20 protein-coding genes are annotated in these 19,963 nt (G+C 71.6%); 9 read left to right on the plus strand and 11 right to left on the minus strand.

The genetic code is table 11. The features are described 5' to 3' along the window. Positions 1-4 precede the first annotated feature (4 nt). Positions 5-1,426 carry a helix-turn-helix domain-containing protein gene (locus NH2_RS05615; RefSeq protein WP_084505234.1) on the minus strand — a complete coding sequence of 474 codons (1,422 nt, stop codon included), beginning with the start codon at positions 1,424-1,426 and terminating at the stop codon, positions 5-7. Between the two features lie 197 nt (positions 1,427-1,623). On the opposite strand from NH2_RS05615, the gene NH2_RS30095 reads away from it, so the two are divergent. Continuing rightward, entirely contained in the window at positions 1,624-2,379 is a 756-nt protein-coding gene (locus NH2_RS30095; protein ID WP_281202010.1) for a hypothetical protein, read from the plus strand. Further along, positions 2,376-3,590, plus strand: coding sequence for an acyl-CoA dehydrogenase family protein (locus NH2_RS05625; RefSeq protein ID WP_067649072.1), 1,215 nt, complete (start codon positions 2,376-2,378; stop codon positions 3,588-3,590). Before NH2_RS30095 ends, NH2_RS05625 begins: the two co-directional genes overlap by 4 nt. A gap of 26 nt (positions 3,591-3,616) precedes the next feature. Here NH2_RS05625 and NH2_RS05630 read toward each other — a convergent pair whose 3' ends face one another. From NH2_RS05630 to NH2_RS05640, 4 genes are all read right to left on the minus strand, one after another. After that, complete coding sequence (locus NH2_RS05630; RefSeq protein ID WP_218021659.1) at positions 3,617-4,135, minus strand: NUDIX domain-containing protein; 519 nt, start codon at positions 4,133-4,135, stop codon at positions 3,617-3,619. Positions 4,136-4,196: 61 nt separating this feature from the next. Continuing rightward, on the minus strand, positions 4,197-4,409 hold the full coding sequence (locus NH2_RS27940) for a DUF397 domain-containing protein (protein ID WP_084505236.1): 213 nt from the start codon (positions 4,407-4,409) through the stop codon (positions 4,197-4,199). Between the two features lie 112 nt (positions 4,410-4,521). Next, positions 4,522-4,860 carry a hypothetical protein gene (locus NH2_RS05635; protein ID WP_157103608.1) on the minus strand — a complete coding sequence of 113 codons (339 nt, stop codon included), beginning with the start codon at positions 4,858-4,860 and terminating at the stop codon, positions 4,522-4,524. Positions 4,861-4,864: 4 nt separating this feature from the next. Beyond that, positions 4,865-5,947 (minus strand): ABC transporter ATP-binding protein, encoded by a 1,083-nt coding sequence (locus tag NH2_RS05640; RefSeq protein ID WP_067649078.1) that lies wholly within the window; start codon positions 5,945-5,947, stop codon positions 4,865-4,867. Between the two features lie 190 nt (positions 5,948-6,137). On the opposite strand from NH2_RS05640, the gene NH2_RS05645 reads away from it, so the two are divergent. Beyond that, positions 6,138-7,556, plus strand: a complete 1,419-nt coding sequence (locus NH2_RS05645; protein WP_067649081.1) for a phenylacetate--CoA ligase family protein — start codon at positions 6,138-6,140, stop codon at positions 7,554-7,556. A 65-nt stretch (positions 7,557-7,621) separates the two neighbouring features. Here the strand turns inward: NH2_RS05645 and NH2_RS05650 are convergent, their stop codons facing one another. Next, entirely contained in the window at positions 7,622-8,869 is a 1,248-nt protein-coding gene (locus NH2_RS05650; RefSeq protein ID WP_067649084.1) for a TetR/AcrR family transcriptional regulator, read from the minus strand. Positions 8,870-9,099: 230 nt separating this feature from the next. On the opposite strand from NH2_RS05650, the gene NH2_RS05655 reads away from it, so the two are divergent. Continuing rightward, positions 9,100-9,375 carry a LuxR C-terminal-related transcriptional regulator gene (locus NH2_RS05655; RefSeq protein ID WP_245650437.1) on the plus strand — a complete coding sequence of 92 codons (276 nt, stop codon included), beginning with the start codon at positions 9,100-9,102 and terminating at the stop codon, positions 9,373-9,375. 1 nt (position 9,376) lies between these two features. Here the strand turns inward: NH2_RS05655 and NH2_RS05660 are convergent, their stop codons facing one another. Further along, positions 9,377-9,778, minus strand: a complete 402-nt coding sequence (locus NH2_RS05660; RefSeq protein WP_067649087.1) for a hypothetical protein — start codon at positions 9,776-9,778, stop codon at positions 9,377-9,379. Positions 9,779-9,909: 131 nt separating this feature from the next. On the opposite strand from NH2_RS05660, the gene NH2_RS05665 reads away from it, so the two are divergent. From NH2_RS05665 to NH2_RS05675, 3 genes are all read left to right on the plus strand, one after another. Next, positions 9,910-10,704, plus strand: coding sequence for an LLM class F420-dependent oxidoreductase (locus NH2_RS05665; protein ID WP_067649090.1), 795 nt, complete (start codon positions 9,910-9,912; stop codon positions 10,702-10,704). Positions 10,705-10,780: 76 nt separating this feature from the next. Further along, positions 10,781-12,574 (plus strand): ABC transporter substrate-binding protein/permease, encoded by a 1,794-nt coding sequence (locus NH2_RS05670; protein WP_067649093.1) that lies wholly within the window; start codon positions 10,781-10,783, stop codon positions 12,572-12,574. 2 nt (positions 12,575-12,576) lie between these two features. Further along, the gene (locus NH2_RS05675) at positions 12,577-13,302 is read left to right on the plus strand and encodes an amino acid ABC transporter ATP-binding protein (RefSeq protein ID WP_067649096.1); all 726 of its coding nucleotides are present in this window, start codon (positions 12,577-12,579) and stop codon (positions 13,300-13,302) included. On the opposite strand, the gene NH2_RS05680 is transcribed toward NH2_RS05675, so the two are convergent. From NH2_RS05680 to NH2_RS05695, 4 genes are read right to left on the minus strand one after another with little or no spacing between them, the layout of a single operon-like run. Next, a complete protein-coding gene (locus tag NH2_RS05680; protein WP_067649097.1) occupies positions 13,290-14,528 on the minus strand; it encodes a CHAT domain-containing protein in 1,239 nt (412 codons plus the stop codon). The genes NH2_RS05675 and NH2_RS05680 overlap by 13 nt on opposite strands. Next, on the minus strand, positions 14,525-16,126 hold the full coding sequence (locus tag NH2_RS05685) for a tetratricopeptide repeat protein (protein ID WP_157103609.1): 1,602 nt from the start codon (positions 16,124-16,126) through the stop codon (positions 14,525-14,527). The genes NH2_RS05680 and NH2_RS05685 overlap by 4 nt, the downstream gene beginning before the upstream one ends. Further along, positions 16,110-17,087, minus strand: coding sequence for a proline dehydrogenase family protein (locus tag NH2_RS05690; RefSeq protein ID WP_067649100.1), 978 nt, complete (start codon positions 17,085-17,087; stop codon positions 16,110-16,112). The genes NH2_RS05685 and NH2_RS05690 overlap by 17 nt, the downstream gene beginning before the upstream one ends. Beyond that, the gene (locus tag NH2_RS05695; protein ID WP_067649103.1) at positions 17,087-18,442 is read right to left on the minus strand and encodes a hypothetical protein; all 1,356 of its coding nucleotides are present in this window, start codon (positions 18,440-18,442) and stop codon (positions 17,087-17,089) included. Before NH2_RS05695 ends, NH2_RS05690 begins: the two co-directional genes overlap by 1 nt. A 121-nt stretch (positions 18,443-18,563) precedes the next feature. Here NH2_RS05695 and NH2_RS05700 point away from each other — a divergent pair, with 121 nt between their 5' ends. Further along, entirely contained in the window at positions 18,564-19,085 is a 522-nt protein-coding gene (locus NH2_RS05700; protein WP_067649106.1) for a lipoprotein LpqH, read from the plus strand. Positions 19,086-19,129: 44 nt separating this feature from the next. Next, on the plus strand, positions 19,130-19,939 hold the full coding sequence (locus NH2_RS05705; RefSeq protein WP_067649109.1) for a hypothetical protein: 810 nt from the start codon (positions 19,130-19,132) through the stop codon (positions 19,937-19,939). Positions 19,940-19,963 lie beyond the last annotated feature (24 nt).

The raw sequence follows: 19,963 nt of genomic DNA on the forward strand, positions 1-19,963 counted from the left end.
GGTGTCACGGTGCGCGGGTGCCTGTGCGGTCGGCGAAGGATCGCAGGCCAGGCAATGCTGCGGAGTGGGGGTCTTGGAGTAGGTCGAAGGTGATTTGCTGGATGGGCTTGCGGTAGCGGACTTCGTCGGGGGCGGCATGCTCGGCGGCACGCAGTGCCCCGTAGCACTGTTCGAACTTGCCCCACTGATGGAAGGCACGCGCGACGTCGGACCAGTAGCGGGCGCGAGTTTCGGCAGACCGAATCGAGGCGGGGTCGATTCGACGCGCGGTGTCGATGGCGGTTCCGGCGTCGCCGAGGACCCTGGCGATGCTGACCTGATAAAGCACGACGGAGCCGGTACCGAATCCGGCAACGGCGCCGGGGTGGTTGTGCTCGACCTGAGCGGCGGCATGTGCCGCTTCGTCGATGAGCGTCCGCGCGCCGTCTCGGTCGCCCGAGGTGGCGGCGGTGTAGGCAGCGGTGGACAGCAACGCCGCAAATGTGGCGAGGTTGTTGACGTCCCGGTGTGGTTGTGCCTGGAGTGACGCCGCGGTGTCGAGGATCAGTTGTGCGGCGGTGTCGGTGTGTCCCGTGCGGCGAAGTACGATCGCCCACGATCGGCGAGCCTGTGCTCGGATGAGGGGGTCGTTGCTGACCTGGGCGGCTTGCATCGCACGGTCGGCGGTAGTCCAAGCGAGTTGGTCGTGGCTGAATTTGACGCTGAGTTGAGCAGCGACCACGTAGGCGCGCGCGAGAAGCGCGCTGGTTGCGGCAATGTCGTTGGTGGTGCCGCTCGAGTGGGTCGCGGTCGCGGTGGACAGCAGCCGGGGCAGGCCGTTGGCGAGTGCGGCGTAGTGCCCGTGGTCGAACATTGATCGGGCGGCCGTGACCTGCTGGTCCAGCTGCCGCAGATGGACCGGGACGCCGGTGGTGGGTGTTGCCAGGAGCGCGCGCTCGAGCTGGTGCAGGGGGTCGCTTGCCTGGGCTACGCCGGAGGAGGGCGCGACGCCGAGGACGGTGACGGTGCCGGCCAGTCCGGTCAGCAGCGTGCGACGGCGCATGGGTTCGGTCTCCTCGTCCGGGCCACGGGTGAGCCCGACGATAGCGGGGGGATGCAGGGGGTGCATCGGAAGTCTCGGCGGGTCGGCCACTCCAAGTAGTTCGGGCGGAAACTGCAGCGCTGCGGCGAGGCTGCGCAGCACGTGCGTGTCGCGCAGTGACTGCTTGCCGCGTTCGAGCCGGGACAGTGTCGAGATGGAGTAGTTGCTGCGAGCGGCCAACTCGGCGAGGGTGATGTTGTTGGCGCGGCGTACGGCACGGACGACTGCGCCGAGGTCACCTCGGGCCAGAGCATCACGTACCGCGCGGGTATCCCAGATCGCGCGGTTGGGTCCATCGTCGCGTTCCTTACTCGGACCGAACTTTGACGGTAGCGACCGCAGCACGCACTACGCCAGCGGTTTTGCAGATCTCGCAACAGCTTTCCGTGTGCCGCAAAGCGCGTGGTCACCGAGCGCGGGTTCGTTGTCTTCTGATAGGCGCTGTGGCAGCACACCCGTCTCGCCGCGGCGCAGGAGGAATCATGACTGTCCACCCCGCCTCGGGATCACCGAGGCCACAGACCCCGATGGCCAATTCGGCGATGACCATGACCGAACTCGACCGTGTCGGTCTGCTGCACGCTGAACCCACCGCTCGAATCAGCAGATTCGCACTTTTCGTGCCTGCCGACCACCTCGGTGTGCTGCGCCCGGTTGTCGTTGCCGGGGGTGCGGTGATCTGCGCGTTCGCGACCGTGCACGGCGGTGTCGCGCTTGCCGAAAACGCCCTGGTCGAGGAGCAGGCGGTGATCGGTAAACCCGAGCACGGATACGCGGTCGGCCGAATCCATCCCGGTGCGGGCGGGATGACGCTGCTCGGCGCCGAGAGCGTGATTCGTTCCGGTGCCATTGTCTACGCCGATGTCGAGGTAGCCGCCGCCACAGTGGTCGGGCACCAGTCGGTATTGCGTACCGGGGTTCGTGTCGGTGCGGAGACTGTGCTCGGCCATCACCTGTGTGTGGAGCGCGGCACCTGGATCGGGCAGCGGGTGCGATGCTCGCCAGGCTCGCACATCACCAGCTCCACTCACCTTGCCGACGAAGTGTTCCTGGGTGCGGGGGTGCGCACGGTCAATGACAAGACCCTGACCTGGCGTGACCCGAATCGAGAACCGATTCTGGTCCCACCGCGTTTCGAAACCGGCGCCAAGGTCGGCACCGGATCGGTGATCATGGGTGGTGTCACGATCGGCGCACGAGCGTTGGTCGGCGCGGGATCGCTGGTCACCCGCGATATCCCGCCCGGTGCGCTGGCCTATGGCCACCCCGCCCGCGTCCACGGGAAGGTGAACCGATGACCGCTATCACCTCGAGTGAGGCCGTAGAGACCTGGCTGAAGCCACTGCAACCCCTGATCGACCCTGCGAGCCGGGTCGACTGGCCGCGGCTGGCTGCGCTCGCCGCGATCGTCGACGATGCCGCCGAGACCTATCCGATCGTCGTCGGCCTCGGTCGTCGGCCCGGTGACCAGTTACACGCGATCCGGATCGAGCTGGCGAATCACGGCCTGCTCGACACCACCCGACAGCCGGCTCTATTCGCCGTGCTGGCCCAGTTCGTCTGCGGCTACCGCGATATCGATATGCGCGATTCCACCGGCCTCGGTCACGGTGCGCTCGTCGCACGCTACGGCGGTTCAGCGGTTTGCCAGCACTGGATTCCGCGGCTGCTGGCCGGTGAACTGGCGGGGATCGCGATTACCGAAGCGCACGGAGGATCGAATCCAACCGCCACGGCGACCCGCGCGGTCAGTACGCCGGACGGTACATGGCGCGTGACCGGTAGTAAGAGCTGGATCAGCCGGTTGAGCGAGGCAGCGGTGTTCATGGTCTTCTTCCGGGCCCCCGACGGCGGTTTGGCCGCGGCGGCGGTTGACGCCGGTGAACCGAGTCTGCACCGACGGCTCGTCGAACCGGCCGGGCTCGCGGGCTGGGACTGGGGAATCCTGGATCTCGACCGCGTTCCCATCCGGCCCGAGGACGTACTGCGCGGAGACGGGATGACTCTGCTGCGCAGCCATTTCGCCAGGTACCGGCCGCTGGTTACCGCGACGGCGGCCGGTGCCGCGGCCGCACTGTTCGATATGGTCACCGCGACCTTGGCGGACCGGCACACCACCGGTGGCGTGCCACGGCTGCGCGACACCGCTCTGCTGTCGATCGGACGAGCCCACGCCCAACTCGTCAGTGCCCTGCTCGGCGCGGCAGCCTCCGCCGCGCTCGCCGAATCCGGGTATTCCCATGCCGAGCGATGGTCGGCGGGGACGAAATCCCACGGCGTCGACTTGGCGAACCAGGTCGCCGCCGACCTGATGCCGCTGGTCGGCGCGGCCGGGTTTCGTGCCGACAGTCCCCTGATCAAGATCCGGCGTGATCTGGGCGGGCTGCTCTATGCTGACGGTATCCACGACAGCCTTTACCGTGCGTCCGGCAAGCAGCACATCACCCACGCCGGCATCGCGCCATCGAGCCAACGACCTGCTTCGCAGCGGTTGTCGCTGTCAGCATGACCACACCGCCAGGGGCGGCGTACCGGTCAGCCGATACGTCGCCCCTGCTCGCAAAGCACCGTAGCGCCCTCGCGCACCGCCGCTAGCGCCATCGCCAAGCGGTCGGCCAACAGCGGTTTCACCCGAGCCGCGGCTTCGGTGAGGGTATAGAACCCGATCGAGCGGATCTCTCCGGGATGGAGGACCATACAGGCGATATCGAGGTCGGTGAGCACGCCGCCGTCGAAGACGAACACCACGCCCTCGGGCCGATTATCCTGCGGACGCACGTAATCGATCACCAGCAGTCGGCCTACCGGGTGGTCCCAGCTGATTTCCTCACGCAGTTCACGGCGTACCGTCCCCCACGGTGATTCGTCGGCTTCGACGGTACCGCCCGGTATCTCCCAATTCGGTTTGTAGGTCGGCTCCACAAGGAGCACCCGGCCCAGCTCGTCACGGAACAACATTCCCGCGGCCATCCGCTTACGCGCCAACCCGGCCACGTACTGCTGCACCGGCAGAACCCCGGTCGGACCCGCGTCCGAGCTCGATGCTGTGCTCACCCGTGCCACCCTAGCCCCAGGCTGGCGCGGGGTCGGCGACTGTGTCGGCTGGTTACGGGGGTTACGCCTGGTTGAACTCTCCGGCTCGTACCCCGGCGACAAATGCTGTCCATTCGGACGGGGTGAAGTCCAGGACGGGGCCAGCGGGGTTCTTCGAGTCGCGCACTGCCGTACGTCCACCGTCCAGGTGGCCGATCACACCGCGCCTTCGCCGCAGCGGATTCTGACGGAATACGAAGGGGCATGGCAGGACTACAATTCCGCACTCGCCCATTGGTTCCGGTGTCCCAACCCGGAGCCGCGGGAGGTCCGCGAAGCGCTCATGGCGGCCCGGGCGCAGTTCCTGGAAGTCGCGCCGATCACCATCCGGCTCAACGGATTCCGCACTACTCGATCGCGTCACCGAGCAGGTCGTAGGCGAGGCGGCCGTCGTTGTCGTACCAGCCGCGAGTGCGGTCAAGGGTGTAGAGGACGTTTCCGTCCGCGTCGTGCCACCTGTCGTTCAGCCGGAACCAGCCCTCGAATCGAGTCCCGTTGAGGTCGGCGATATGTGCGTTCGAGCGCGGCAGTCCATCCTGAGCGCGCGGCTTCGTCGCGCGGACCTGCCTGCTGAACTCTTCCAGGATGCGTTCGTTGCGCTCGATCTCCTCGGCGGTCGGCAGGCGAGGAGGCTGTTCGGCTCTGCTCTCGATGCCGAACAACCTCAACCACTTCCACTTGGGCACGAACTCAGTTGAGCCGGCTCCCATCCACCGGATCGAAGAAGTACACGTGCTCCGCACCCACCCCGAGCTGCAACTTCGCCCCCTTCGGCGGCGGATTCCGCCAATCCGCCCGCGCCACCACAGTCTCCCCCGCCCCGGTGGGCGAGTCACCGAGCGTGCGCCCGTAGAGGTAGGCGTCGGACCCGAGCTCCTCGACCACATCCACCTCCATGGCGATCCCCGTGTCACTGCCGAGCTCGAAGTGCTCCGGCCGGATGCCGACGGTGAGCGTCCCGGAGCAGGCATCGGCCACCGAGCGCGGCACCGGGATCGGGCAGCCGCCCAGGTGCACGGCGCCGTCGGACACCGGGAGGGTGAAGATGTTCATGGCGGGCGAGCCCATGAACCCGGCCACGAACACATTGGCCGGGTCGCCGTAGAGGTCGCGCGGGGTGGCGCACTGCTGCAGCTTGCCGTCCTTGAGCACCGCGACCCGGTCGCCCATGGTCATCGCCTCGACCTGGTCGTGCGTGACGTACACCGTGGTGGTGCCGAGCCGCCGCTGCAGCTGCGCGATCTGGGTGCGGGTCTGCACGCGCAGCTTGGCGTCCAGGTTGGAGAGCGGCTCGTCCATCAGGAAGACCTGCGGCTGCCGGACGATGGCGCGGCCCATGGCGACGCGCTGGCGCTGGCCGCCGGAGAGCGCCTTCGGCTTGCGGTCCAGGTACTGCTCCAGGTCGAGCAGCTTGGCCGCCTCCAGCACCCGCGCCTGCGTCTCCGCTTTGGCGACCTTGGCGAGCTTGAGCGCGAAGCCCATGTTCTCCGCGACCGTCATGTGCGGGTAGAGCGCGTAGTTCTGGAACACCATGGCGATGTCCCGGTCCTTGGGCTCGGCGTGTGTGACGTCGTCCGCGCCGATCAGGATGCGGCCGTCGCTCACCTCCTCCAGCCCGGCCAGCATGCGCAGCGAGGTGGACTTGCCGCAGCCCGACGGGCCGACGAGGACGAGGAACTCGCCGTCGGCGATCTCCAGGTCGAGGCGGTCGACGGCGGGGGTGGGGTTGCCCGGGTAAAGCCGGGTGGCGTGTTCGAAAGTAACCGTGGCCACGGTGGATCAACATCCCTTCACCGGCAGGAACGTGCCGGACGATCCGAGTAGAGGAATCGCCGGGATGCTATCCGAGCCGGGGCGGTGCGCCGCCCGCGGCCGGACCGATGGTCGAAATGTGTCACTGCCGCGTCGTACAGCCGGACGGCGCGGCGGACAGGCCGCGCCGGGTCATGGAAGGAGCCACGGCGTGCTGCCACCCCCTCTCTCGCGCACCTCTGGACTGCCCGGTGCCCTCCGCGTCTTCCGGGACGCGGCCGAGCACGTACCCGCCTACCGGGATTTCCTGCGGGTGCGCGGTATCGCGCCGGGCGACATCAGGACGGCGGCGGATTTCGCCGCGCTGCCCGCGCTCACCAAGCAGAACTACATCGCCGTCTACCCGGCGCACCAGCTGCTCCCGCACGGCCGGATCACCGGGGCGGAGACCTGGTCGGCCAGCTCGGGCTCGTCCGGCGAGCCGACCTACTGGGCGCGCGGCCCGGTCGCGCTGCGGCAATCCATCGAGCTGCACCGCCGGATCCTGCGCGGCCTCGGCGCCGATCGCAGGCCGACCCTGGTGGTGATCGGCTTCGCCATGGGCAGCTGGATCGGCGGCACCTACACCTACCAGGCGATCACCGCGCTGCACCGGCGCGGCTTCCCGGTCTCGGTGATCACGCCCGGGGTCGATGTCGCCGCCATCCGCGCGGGGCTGCGCACGCTCGGCCCGCAGTACGGACGGGTGGTGCTGGCCGGGTACCCGCCCTTCCTGCGCGACGTCCTCGACGAGCCGGGGATCGCCGACGGCGTCGACCTCCGGCTGCTCATGGCGGGCGAGAACATCGGCGAGCCATGGCGCGACCACGTGCTCGAGCTGGCGGGCAAGCCGGGCAGGCCGGAGTTCTCCACTCTGATCTACGGCACCGCCGACCTGGGCATGATCGGCCACGAGACCGCCACCACCATCGCCGTGCGCAGGTACGCCGAGCGGCTCCCCGCGCTCCGGCGCCTGCTCTTCGGCGACGCGGGCAGCACGCCGACCTTCGTCGAGTACGACCCCGGCTACCGCTACGTCGAGCCCGACGCGAGCGGCGCCCTGCTCTTCACCGCGCACAATGCGATCCCGCTGGTGCGCTACCGGATCAACGACGAGGGAACGGTATTCGGCAGCCGGGAGCTGCGGGCCGCCCTGCGCGACGCCGGCTGCCCGCCGCCCCGCCCGATCACCCGCGGTGCCCGCTACCTGGTGCTCAACGGCCGCACCGACGTCGCCGCCACCTTCTACTCGGTCAACATCACCCCGGACGCGGTGCGCACCGCGCTCGCCGACGCCAGGCTGGTCCGCACCCTGACCGGAAAACACCTGCTCGACACCGTCGCGGACGACCGCTTCCGCTCCGAGCTGGTGCTCCGGGTGCAGCTGCGCCCCGGCATCCGCCCGGAGCCCGGGCTCGCCGCGCTGGTCAGGCAGGCGACGGTGGCCACGCTGTGCCGGGTCAGCAGCGAGTACCGCGAGCTGCACCGGGTCTCCGGCGTGCGCGCCGAACCCACCGTGCTGCTGGACGAATTCGACAGCCCGGAGTACTCCTACCGGGTCAAGCACCGCCCGATGCGGCAGGTGGCCTGATGCCGGGCCGATCTGCGCACCCGGCGGCGCGACACCGGCCCGGGGCCGATGCGCGCCGACACCGCTCAGTCCAGCAGCACCCCGCGCAGCGCCACATCGGCGGCGAAGGCGGCGTTCTCCTCGGCGGAGCGGTCGCGAAAGGTGAAGCAGCGCAGCAGGATGGCATTGGTCAGCCAGGCGGCGACCTCGGCGGGCGGGTGGTCGTCGGCCAGCTCCCTGCGCTTCTGGCCGCGCTCGACCACCGGCTCGATGATGGCGGGCAGGTTGAGCTGCGTCTTCACCGAGCGAATGCGCTCCGGCGCGCCGTAGGTGTCGTGCGCGACGGCGACCAGCAGGGTGTCCATGAAGACGGTCTCCGCGCCGATCAGCCGCGCGCAGCCGAGCAGGTAGCGGCGGATGGTCGTGGCGGCGTCGACGTCGAAGGCGGCGGCATCGGTGATCTCGGTGCCGAGCTGATCGAACGGGGTGCGCAGCGCCGCCTCGATGATGTGGATCTTGCTGGGGAAGAGCAGCTCGAGCTTGTCCCGCGGTACGCCGGAGGTCTCGGCCACGTGCTCCATGCCGGTGTTGAAGTACCCCCGGTTGCCGAATTCCAGCCGGGCGGCGGCGATCACGGCGGCGCGTGGATTGCTCGGCAGCGCCACCGGCGCCCGCTTCGGCGCCGGATCGCCGACCGGCCGGTGCCGCTCCTCGACGTCGATGGCCCCGTTGAGCAGCGCCGACACGGCGTTCGCGAGCAGCTCGGCGGTGACGACCTCCGGCTCCGCCCGCATCCGCAGCTGCAACCCCTCCAGCAGGGCGTTCACCGCGACGGCAAGGGTGCCCGCGCCGAGTGGGCGGCGCAGCGTGACCCCGACCCGCTCGAAGGCGGCGTCCAGCACGGCGTGCGCGGCGTCGTCGCGCTGCCGGTAGGAATCGCGGAGCCGGGCGCGCAGCCGGCCATCCGACGGCGCCAGCCAGTGCGCGAGCAGCTGGCCGGCGAACCGGCGCGGCTCGGTGAGCGCCTGGTACCGGCGCAGCACCAGCTCGTGGATGGCCCGGTCGCCGCGCTGCCCCGCCGCGTCGATCCGCTCGATCTCCGCGCGCAGCTCGTCCGCGCCGCAGATCACCGGCGGCGGCAGGGTGGCGGCGATGGCGTCGAGGAACACCTGCTTGGTGCGGAACTTCCGGGAGAAGGTGGCCGCCGCGGCGCCGGAGAGCTCCACCAGCCGATCCCGGTTCAGGCCGCGGTCGAGCACCCGCGCGGGCTCCTCGGCGAGGGTGCGCAGCGCCGCCTCGATGAACCGGGCAGTTATCGGATCCGCGGCCTTCATCGATGCGATCCCCCTCGCCTTGCGCTGTCCTCGGCTCCGGCTCCGAACGGCGTTCCCGCAGCGCACATCCCCGAAAGTGCCGAAACCGTCGCAGCCCGTGAGCCGGAATTGTCTCACGAGCGACGGATCGGTGTCACAGCGCGGACTGAAGGATGCGTGCAGATCGAATCAGATGGAGAGGATCACACAGATCGACCGCTCTTCCGGGCGGCACACGAGAGAGACGCGTCATGAACCGGAACGCAACCGCCATGCCCGATCCCGAGCCGCTGCGGTACGCCGACCCCGGGTTGAGCGCCAGGGAGGCCCAGGTGGTCAGGGAGTGGCTGCTGGCCGAGAACAAGAACCAGGTCTGCCGCAAGCTGTACCTGGCTCCCGGCACGGTCAATACCCACCTCGCGCGCGCCAGGCGGAAGTACGACGAGGTCGGCCGCCCCGCGGTCACCAAGGCCCAGCTGCTCGCCAGGGCCGTGCAGGACGAACTGCTCAGCCTCGACGAGTTCTGACTCACGGCCCGGTGAGCACCGCGCGGATGCCCTGCGCGGTGAGCCGGTGCAGCGTGGCGTTCGCCAGGTACCCGGCCAGCGCGCGGGCGCTGTGCACCCCGCCGGGGCCGGCCCGCCCGCCCAGCCGGAAGCGGGCCGCCGCGGTGCCCGCCAGCAGCTCGAACGCCACATCCACCGAGAAGCCGTCGCTGCTCACCAGTGTGACCGCCGCGACCTCCACCCCGCGCCCCGGCTCCCGCCCCGCCGCGCTGCGGTCCCTGGCCCGCACCGCCCGCAGCCGCCGCACATTGTCCGGCTCCCGGTCGGCGGGCGCGGGCGCCACCGCGATCGTATGCACCGCGTCGATGAGCTCCGCCAGCGCGGCATCGGCGGCCACGACGTCGAACCATCGGCCCTCACCCATGTGCCCAGTATCGGTGTTGCGCGCGGCGCCGACCAGTCATCGGTTTCGATGATCATTCGCGCGCGGCGCCCGACCCCGCCCGCCGGTAGCCTCGCCCCCGGAAACACCCAACGGACGACGAGGAGCAGAGCATGAGCCGACCGGTTCGCATCGGAGTTCAGCTGCAGCCGCAGCACGCCCCCGACTACCAGCTCATCCGGGACGCGGTGCTGCGCTCCGAGGACGTCGGGGTGGACATCGTCTTCAACTGGGACCACTTCTACCCGCTCACCGGCGACCCGGAGGGCGCGCACTTCGAGTGCTGGACCATGCTCGGCGCCATCGCCGAGCAGACCGAGCGGGTGGAGCTGGGCGCGCTGGTCACCGGCGGCGGGTACCGGAACTTCGACCTGCTGGCCGATATGGCGCGCACGGTGGACCACATCAGCGGCGGCCGGCTGATCCTCGGGATCGGGGCGGGCTGGTTCGAGCGGGACTACGACGAGTACGGCTACGAGTTCGGCACCGCGGGCAGCCGGTTGGCGCTGCTCAAGGAGGGGCTGGCGCGGATCGATGCGCGGCTGAAGAAGCTGACCCCGGCCCCGACGCGACACATTCCGGTGCTGATCGGCGGCGGTGGCGAGAAGAAGACGCTGCGGCTGGTGGCGGAGTACGGGAACATCTGGCACAGCTTCGGCGACCTGGAGACCTTCACCCGCAAGAGCGGCATCCTGGCCGAGCACGCGGCCGCGGTCGGCACCGACGCGGGTCGGATCGAGAAGTCGACGGCGTGGCCCGGGGTCGAGCAGGCGGCGAAGTTCCACGAGGCGGGCGTCACGCTCTTCACCGTCGGCACCAGCGGTCCGGATTACGACCTGAGCCAGGTCGAGGCGGCGATCCGGTGGCGGGACGAGGTGAACCCGGAGTCGGTGGTCGGGCTCTCCTGACCGGCGCGCAAGGGTTTCGCGCTGTGAGACGCCTGATAGCGGGGGATTCGCCACCCCGCGACTAGGGTGGTTTCCCATGTCGGTTTCCCGCGCGTTCCGCTCGTCGGCCCTGCTCGCCGCGGTGCTCGCGGTCGCCACGCTCGTGCTGAGCGGGTGCGGCTCGGGCGACGGCGGCGGGCAGGCCCGTGATCTGTGCGCCCCGCCGGGGCCGACGGCGGCCGCCGCCGCGCCCGCCAACCTGGCCTCCCCGCAGGGCGCGGGCGCCGACCGCTACACCACCCCGGACGTGGTGCCGCTGAGCTCCATCGACGTGAGCAGGCTCGGGCTGATCACGCCGGGCCGGCTCAGCGTCGGCACGCTCTCCGACGCCCCGCCGAGCATCTGCGTGAACGGCAGCAACCAGGTCACCGGCTTCGACAACGAGCTGCTGCGGGCCATCGCGGCCAAGCTCGGGCTGACCGTCGACTTCGCCAGCACCGACTTCTCCGGCCTGCTCGCCAGCGTGGCCGCCGGGCGCTACGACGTCGGCTCGTCCAACATCACCACCACCGACGCGCGGCGCCAGCTGGTCGGCTTCACCAATGGCTACGACTTCGGCTACTTCTCGCTGGTCACTCCCGTCGGCAGCGCGATCGGGAGCTTCGCGGACCTGAACCCGGACACCAGGATCGCGGTGGTGCAGGGCACCGTGCAGGACGAGTTCGTGGTGAACCAGCTCGGGCTGGACCCGGTGAAGTTCCCGGACTACAACACCGCCTACGCGAACCTGAAGTCCGGCCAGGTGGACGTCTGGGTGGCGCCGTCCGCGCAGGCCGAGGGCGCGATCGCGCCCGGCGACCCGATCACCGTCGCGGAGAACACCTTCAGCCTGGACAATTTCGTCGGCTACGCCGCCGCCAAGACCAACCAGCCGCTGATCGACGCGCTGAACAGCGGCCTGGACGCGGTGATCGCGGACGGCACCTACGCCCGGCTCTACCAGGACTGGGTGCCGCGCGAGCTGCCGCCGGGGTGGAAGCCGGGCTCGCGCGCCGCGCCCACCCCCGAGCTGCCCGACTTCCGCGCGCTGGCCGCGCAGAACGCGCAGCCGGAGCAGACCGAGGCCGCCGCTCCCAAGTCCACGCTGGAACAGCTGGGCGACACCTTCTTCGACTGGTCGCTGTACAAGCAGGCATTCCCCGAGCTGATCAAGACCGGGCTGCCGAACACCCTGATCCTGGCGGTGGTCTCCGGTGTGCTCGGCACCGTGCTCGGCATGCTGCTCGCGGTGGCCGGCATCGCCCGCACCCGGTGGCTGCGCTGGCCCGCCCGGGTCTACACCGATATCTTCCGCGGCCTGCCCGCGGTGGTGATCATCCTGATCATCGGACTCGGCATCGGCCCGGTGGTCCGCAATATCACCGGCAACAACCCGTACTGGCTCGGCGCGGTGGCGCTGGCGCTGCTGGCCTCGGCCTACATCGGCGAGATCTTCCGCTCCGGCATCCAGTCGGTGGAGCCGGGGCAGCTGGAGGCGGCGCGCGCCATCGGCTTCGGCTACCGGCAGGCCATGACGCTGGTGATCATCCCGCAGGGCGTGCGCCGGGTGCTGCCCGCGCTGATGAACCAGTTCATCGCGCTGATCAAGGACTCCTCGCTGATCTACTTCCTCGGCCTGCTGGTGAGCCAGCGCGAGCTCTTCGCCGTCGGCCGCGACCTCAACGCGCAGACCGGCAACCTCTCGCCGCTGGTCGCCGCCGGGCTGGTGTACCTGCTGCTCACCATCCCGCTCACGCACCTGGTCAACTACATCGACCGGCGGATGCGCACCGGCCGCCCGGACCGGCCCATCGACCCCGCGGACCAGGCCGCCATCACCGAAGGACGCTGATCATGAGTGCTTCGCTCACCGGCACCGGGCTGCACCTCACCCTCGGCCGCAACCACATCCTGCGCGGCGTCGACCTGCACGTCGACGCGGGCCGCACGGTCACCGTGATCGGGCCCTCCGGGTCAGGCAAGTCCACCCTGCTCCGGGTGCTGAACCGGCTGCACGAACCGGACAGGGGTGACGTGCTGCTGGACGGCAAGTCGGTGCTCACCGAGAACCCGGACCGGCTGCGCCGCCGCATCGGCATGGTCTTCCAGCAGTTCAACCTGTTCCCGCACAAGTCGGTCGCGGAGAATGTCGCGCTCGGCCCGCGCAAGCTGGAGGGGCTCTCCGCCGAGGAAGCGCGCGCGCTCGCCGTCGAGCAGCTCGAGCGGGTCGGGCTCGCCGACAAGGTCGACTCGCGGCCAGGCAACCTCTCCGGTGGCCAGCAGCAGCGCGTCGCCATCGCCCGCGCGCTGGCCATGAAGCCCGAGCTCATGCTCTTCGACGAGGCCACATCGGCGCTCGACCCGGAGCTGGTCAAGGGCGTGCTCGCGCTCATCGCCGAGCTCGCCTCCGGTGGCATGACCATGGTCGTCGTCACCCACGAGATGGGCTTCGCCCGCTCGGTCTCCGACACCGTCGTCTTCATGGACCGGGGGGTCGTGGTCGAGCACGGCGCCCCCGACGCCGTCTTCGACAATGCCGAAACCGCGCGCCTGCGCACCTTCCTCGATCAGGTGCTGTAGATCGTCGCCGGTGCCGCCCAGAGGATCGGGGCGGTGGCGGCGGAGGGGGTTGTGCGCCAGGCGGTGAGGCGGGTGCGCTGCCAGTCGGCGTGCGCGGTGACGGGGTCGGGGTGTTCGTGGGCGGTATCGACGGCGCAGATGGTGTCCTGGAGCGGGCTGCCGGAGGCACCGGCCAGGCGCTGCAGGGCGAGGTCGGTGGGGAGGGCCCAGCGGCAGGCGGTGACGAGTTCGGCGCCGCCCGCGATCATGGCGGTGACCAGGCCGAGCGCCTCGCCGAAGCGGAGGTCGCCGCCGCTCTCGCAGGCGATCAGCGCGACCCGGGCGGGGATGGGCCAGAGCTCGTTGCCCGGCCGCGGGTCGGGGTCGCGGGTGTGCGAGCCGAGCAGCAGGTCCTTCGCGGTGAAGGGGCGGTGAGTGCGGATCGGTGCGGCGAAGCCGGGGCGGTCGGCGGGGCAGGCGAGGTGCAGGGCGGCCTCCTCGCTGCGGCCGGACTCCGGGGCGGCGGCGGTGACGTGGCCGACGTAGAGCAGGCGGCTCGCGCCCGCGCGCAGCAGCTCGCCGAGCAGGTCGCGGTCGAGGTCGGTGCGGCGGAAGGCGTCGGTGGGGGTCGCGGCCTTCGGGGCGAGCCGGTCGTTCGCGGCGTACTCGGCGATGCGGCGGGCCACCGGCATGGCCGGGTCGGGGCGGCCGAGCACCGAGCCGAGCGCGGAGTCGGCGCGGAAGCCGGGGACGCGCGGGTCGAGCACGGCGACCACCGGGAGCGCCGGGTCCCACGGGCGCGGCTCGCGGGCGCGGACCACGCTGACCGGCGGCAGCAGGCTGATATCGGCGATCTCGAGCAGCCGGATGGCGGGGTCGGGGGCGAGCAGTTCCCAGGGGATCTGGGCGACCCGCGGCGCCGGCTGAATGCGAAGGTGCGGGCGGATTCCGCTGGTCATCAGCTCGTGCAGGGCAGTGGCGAGGTTGTAGGGGAGGAAGGCGCGGGAGAGTTCTTCGGCGAGGCGCTGTTCGCGTCGCGGGTCGGCGAGCGCGCCCGCGGTGAGCGCGTTCTCCAGGCTGCCGGGGGTACCGGGGTCGGGGAGGGCGGCGGTGAGTTCGGCGAGGACCGCGCGGAGTTGGGCCTCGGGGACGATGCCGATTCCCGGTGCGGCGGTGTGGTTCTCCCAGCGCCACCAGAGGTAGAGGTCGCCGGCGTCGGCCATGCGGATGTAGGCCGTTGGGGTCATATCTGCACCACCCGACTGGCCCGCACCGGCCTGCCATACCGCTGCTCGGCGGCTGCGAGGTGCTCGGCGAGCGCGATCCGGCCGTCCGGCAGGGCGATTCGCGGTGGCGGCGCGACGGCGAGTCCGGCGGCCGCGGCGACCTCGGCGAGCGCGATGCCAAGCTCGACCGGGCCGCCCGCGGTCAGTGCACCACCCACCTCCTCCGGAGGATCGATCCAGGTCAGCGGCAGAGTCGGGGGTGTCGCGGTGCCGGTGCTGCGGTCCAGGTCGATGGTCGTTCCGGCGCAGCGGGTTTCGATGAGTTCGGCGATGAGCCGGCCATTGCCGGAGGCGTAGGCGAGGCGGAAGGCGATCCGGGCCGCCGGGTCGGCGATCTCGTCGTTCCAGCGGGCGCGCTGGGTGCCGTCGGGGAAGGTGAAGCGCACGGCGTCGAGGGCGAGGGCGGCGATGACCGCGAGTTCGGTGCCGCGGGCCAGCCGGGCCGGGTCCTCGGCCGCTTCGATGAGCGCGGCGTGCCAGTAGTCGATCCGGGCGCAGCGGGTGGTCATGCCGCGCTCCGCGCAGGCCGAAAAAGCCTCGTCGAGAAGGGTTTCAGCCTCGGGGAGGCGGCCGGTGCGGGCGGCGACGGTCGCCAGCCGCACCCGGACCTCGGCGGCGTCGAGCACCGCACCGGATTTCTCGAATCGGGCCAGGGCTTGCCGGTACGCCCCCTCGGCATCGGCGGGCCGATCGGCCCCTTCGGCCAGGAAACCCCGCAGTTTGGCGCCGATTCCGGCGCGGTGCGCGAGCCCGGCTCGCTCGAAGTACTCCTGGCTGCGGCGCAGTGGCTCGGCGGCCTCGTCCAGGCGGCCGGTGCGGGCAAGCATGGCGGCGGTGTTCTGATCGGTCTCGGCGCGGGCATTGAGGTCGTTCGCCTCGGTGAAGGCGGCTCCGGCCTGGGCGGCGAAGTCGAGGGCGAGGTCGGTGCGGCCGGTCTCGAAGTGGGCGGCGGCCAGGTTGAGCAGCGGGTGCCCGGCCAGTTCGGGGGCGAAGCGGACGGCGGCGTCCAGGGATTCGGTGGCGAGTTCCAGAGCCAGGGCCCAGTGGTCGCGGTGGATGGCGACGGCGGTGAGCGAGAGCAGGCAGGCCACTCGGACCCGGCCGAGATCGGGGTCGGTGCTGTCGGCCAGCAGGGTGCGGGCCTCCTCGAGGGAGTTCCGCGCACCGTCGAGGTCGCCGAGGTGCTGCTGGACCTGGGAGAGGGTGATGAGGGCGTGCGGGCGCACGCGCACCGCGTCGGCGGGCATGAGCGCGAGCGCCTCGCGCAGCAGCGGGAGCGCCTCGGCATGGTCGCCGAGTTCGTCGTGCATGCTCGCGGCATTGGTCAGTGCGGCGCGGTGCACGGCCTCGTCCGGGCTGGAAGCGGCTTTGCGGAAGATCCGAAGTGCCTCGGTGACCTCGCCCCGGCCGTACGCCGCGGCCCCGGCCGCCAGCAGCTCCCACCCGGCCGCCGCGGCACCTTCCGATGCGCCCGACTCGGCCGCGCCCGTCGGTAGCTCCGGCGCCGGCCCACCGAGCGCGCCCGGCCGCGCGCCGCCGGAGTCAGAAGTCGGAGTCATCGGCGGCGGCCGCACTCTCGGCGCGCAGCGGGGAGCCGGTTCCGGCGAGCCGGGTGCGGGCGAACTCCCGCACCCGGACCCGATCCGCCGCCGAATCCGCCTGCGCCGACCCGACTCCGGGCACGAAGAGCTCCGGCTCGGCGGCATCGCCGGTGGCCAGCGTGGTGACCCAGCGATCGGCGGCGGCATCGAGCGGCACGCGCAACTCCCCGACCCGGACCCAGGGCCGCAGGTGCGCGGGGACCAGCACCGGCACCGTCCGCGGCGCCGCCACCACCTCGACCCGCAGCACCCCGGCCCCACCCTGCCGCACCGACTCCCAGGTCAGCGCCTGTTCGGAGGCATCGATCACGCCGGGCGGGCAGCGATGCCACGCCCACCCGGTGCTGCCGCGCCGCAGCACCATCCCCGCCGGCGCCCCGTCCCCGGCGGCCAGCGCGTAGTCCTCGGCGCGCGCGGTCACCTCGACCGGAACGGGGGCGACCGCGTCGGCCCCGTCGACCAGCGCGTCACAGGCGGCGGTCAGCTCGGCGATCTCGGCGTCCAGTAGCCCCTGGTCGAGCGCGGCGATCCCGTCCAGGGTGGAGGCGGGCCACCAGCGGGCGGCCCAGTGCGCGTAGGCGAGCTGCCTGGCGGCCGCGGCCTGCGCGGGATCGGCGGGCGAGACGTCGAGCGGCCCGGCGGCCGCGGGCGAGAGGTCGAGCGACCCGGAAACGCGATCGGCCACGGCCACCGCTGCCGCCTCGCCGTAGAGCGCCCACAACCAATCCTGCGCGGCCGCCGGGTCGTCCAATACCGCCGCCGCAACACCGCTGTCATCGAAGAGATCCCAGGTCAGGTGCCCACCCGACACCTCGAGCACCAGCACCCCGACCCCCGGCACCGGATCCAGCACGGTCGGCGCCCCCGCGGGAGCGAGCACGGTCAGCCCGTCCGCCCCGGACAGCTCGACGATCGCCATCAGCCCGCCCTCTGCGCCGGGGTCTCCAGCTCGGCACGCGCGCTGAGCACCTGTTTCACCCGCATCCGGTGATCGAGCATGACCGACCGGGCGACCCCGTCGAGCAGATCCCACAGCTCGTCCGGGTCGTACACCGGCGCCGCGCGCACATCCCGCCCGTGCAACCGCACCCAGAGCCTGCGCAGGTACGGCCGCCACGGCCGGGCCAGATCGGCGGCGACGGCGGCGAGCGGCTCGGCATCGGCACCGGGCGCACCGGCCACCGAGAGCCGCCGGGCCGCCAGGACATACGCCTCGCGCTGCCAGCGCCCGTTCACGATCCGGTGCGCGGCGGTGGCATCCGGCGCGGTGCCCGGCGTGCCATCCGGCGCCGGAGCGGTCGCCCCGGCGGGCGCGAGGCCGAGCGCGAGCGCGATCCCGGCGGTCGCGGTGAGCCGCAGCGATTCGTCCAGCAGTGCCAGCGGCGCGCAGCTGCGCGCGACCTCGGCGGCGACCAGCTCCGGCACGGTCGGCAGGTCGGCCCGCTCGGAGCCGCCCTGCAGCACGGTGAAGACCCGCTCGTAGACGGTGCGGTCGAACGGGAGCCCGAGCTGCGCGGTCGCGGCGGAGCTGCCGACCGCGGGCTGCGGCGGCACCGGACGCGCGGTGAGCCCGAGCTCGGCCGCGGTCCAGCCGGTCACCAGCTGCCAGAGCTCGATCCCGGCGTGCGTGCCCGCGTGCGCGTCGAGCAGGTCGTCGAAGGTCTGCAGCCCGTTGTCGGCGCCGTCGGTGAGCCGGGCGGCGGCGCAGGCGTCGAGCAGGGTGTGCAGGTCATCGCCGTGGTCCGGGGTGGGCGCGTCGGTGAGCGGGCGGCGGGCCCAAGCCGTGGCCAGCAGCGCGGCGAGTTCGGCGGCGCGGGCCGGGTCGGTGAGGTGCGCCCGGAGCACGGCGACGGTGCGGCCCGCCGGGCTGTCGTGGATCTCGCGCAGCGCCGCCTCGGCGATGGCTCGGTCGCGCAGCGGCTCCGGGGTGCCGCGGGTGACGGCCAGCTCGAAGCAGCGTTGGAAGTAGAGGTCCTGCGGATTGCCGTCGGTGATCTTGACGGCCCGGCGCACCTGCTTGAGCAGGGTGAACCAGGCGGCGGTGGCCCGCAGGTCGTCGGCGGCGGCGTGCAGCCGGGCGGTGAGCAGCGCGATGCCGTCGGCGTCGAGCACCGGCCCGGCGCAGGCCGGGTGCTGCACCGGCCGGATGACCAGCGGGTCGAGCACCAGTTTCACGGTGCGGCGCAGCGGCCCGCCCTGCGGACCGCTGAGCGGTGCCAAGCCATCGAGCCCGCGCCACACCTCGTCGAGCACAGCGGCCCGGGGTCGTCGCATCGCACCAGGTTAGCGCCTTGCCCCGGCCGAAAGCTGGGATCGGTAGGGCGCGAACCCTTCCTACCTTCATCTCAACGGCCTCACCCCGAAGCCGAACAACCCGAGAACGAAGGAACGAACCATGCGCACCACCACCCGCCTCGCCGCCACCACCGCCGCCGCGGCCGCCGCCCTCGCCCTGCTGGTCACCGGCTGCAGCGACAACACCGACACCGCCACCCCCGCCGGCAACCCCACCACCCAGGCGAACGCGGGCACCTCCACCGCCGAGGTCGACGGCAAGACCATCGACGCCCGCTTCGACACCACCTGCGCCAAGCAGGCAGGCACCCTCGCCCTGGCGCTGACCGACCTGAGCAACACCACCTACGGCAACCTCAGCGTCTCGGCCACCATCCAGGGCGAGGACACCGTCTCCGCCGTCGCCATCGCGGGCACCAAGGGCGGCGACAGCGGCACCCCCTACGCCGTCGGCTACGGCGCCGGCGCCCCCGGCGGCTCGGCCACGCTGACCAAGAACGGCACCACCTACACCGTCACCGGCGAGGGCGTCGGCGGGGTCGACCTCACCAACCCCCTCGCCGGCCCGAAGAACGTCCCCTTCGAGATCACCTTCGCCTGCACCACCGTCGTCAACGGCTGATCCCGGTCCCGCCCTCGGGCGGGACCCCTACCGGAAAGCACCCCATGAACGTCAAGACCATCGCCCGCGCCATCGCCGCCGCCTTCCTGGTCATGGCCTGCGGCTACTACCTGCTGCACGGCCTCACCTACGACGGCCCCACCGATTACGGCCAGTCCATCCTGGCCTGGGTCGGCCCGCAGATGGCGCTGCCCATCATCGCGCTGACACTCACCCCGATCGTCTTCGCCTTCACCGGCGACGGCATCCTCTCCGCGCTCACCGGCACCAACTCCGCCGAGTACCGGCACGCCCGGATCGGGCTCGGCACGGTGCGCGCGGTCCGGCACACCGGCGTCACCCTGAACCACCAGCCGCAGCTGCGGATCGAGCTGAGCGTGGAGGGCGCCGACGGCAAGGTCTTCGATTCGGTGGCGAAGACGGTCGTCCCGCACCACCAGATCGCCATGCTCCGCCCCGGCCTGGTGCTGCCGGTTCGCTACCTGCCGCACCGCACCGACAGGGTCGAGCTCGACCTCTCCGGCGACCAGCGCGCGGCGCAGCACGCCATGAACGAGGCCATGCTGCGCAAGGGCTTCACCACTCGCGGCAAACTCGACATCGCCGAGCGCGGCATCGCCGCACAGGGCGTGGTGCAGACGCTCTCGGTGCCGGGCGAGATCCGCGACGGCCACACCAAGGTGGTGCTCGGGCTGGCGATCACCCGCCCGGACGGCAGCACCTTCACCGCCCGCACCGAGAAGTTCGTGCCGCCGACCGCGGTCGGACACGTGCAGGTCGGCCGCATCCTCCGGGTGCACTACCTGCCGCAGGACGAGAGCGAGGTGGTCATCGCCATCCCGGTCAGCGCATGACGGCCACCGCCGCCGAGCCCCGCC

This window comes from Nocardia harenae NBRC 108248 (assembly GCF_001612885.1).
Taxonomy (GTDB): Bacteria; Actinomycetota; Actinomycetes; order Mycobacteriales; family Mycobacteriaceae; genus Nocardia; species Nocardia harenae.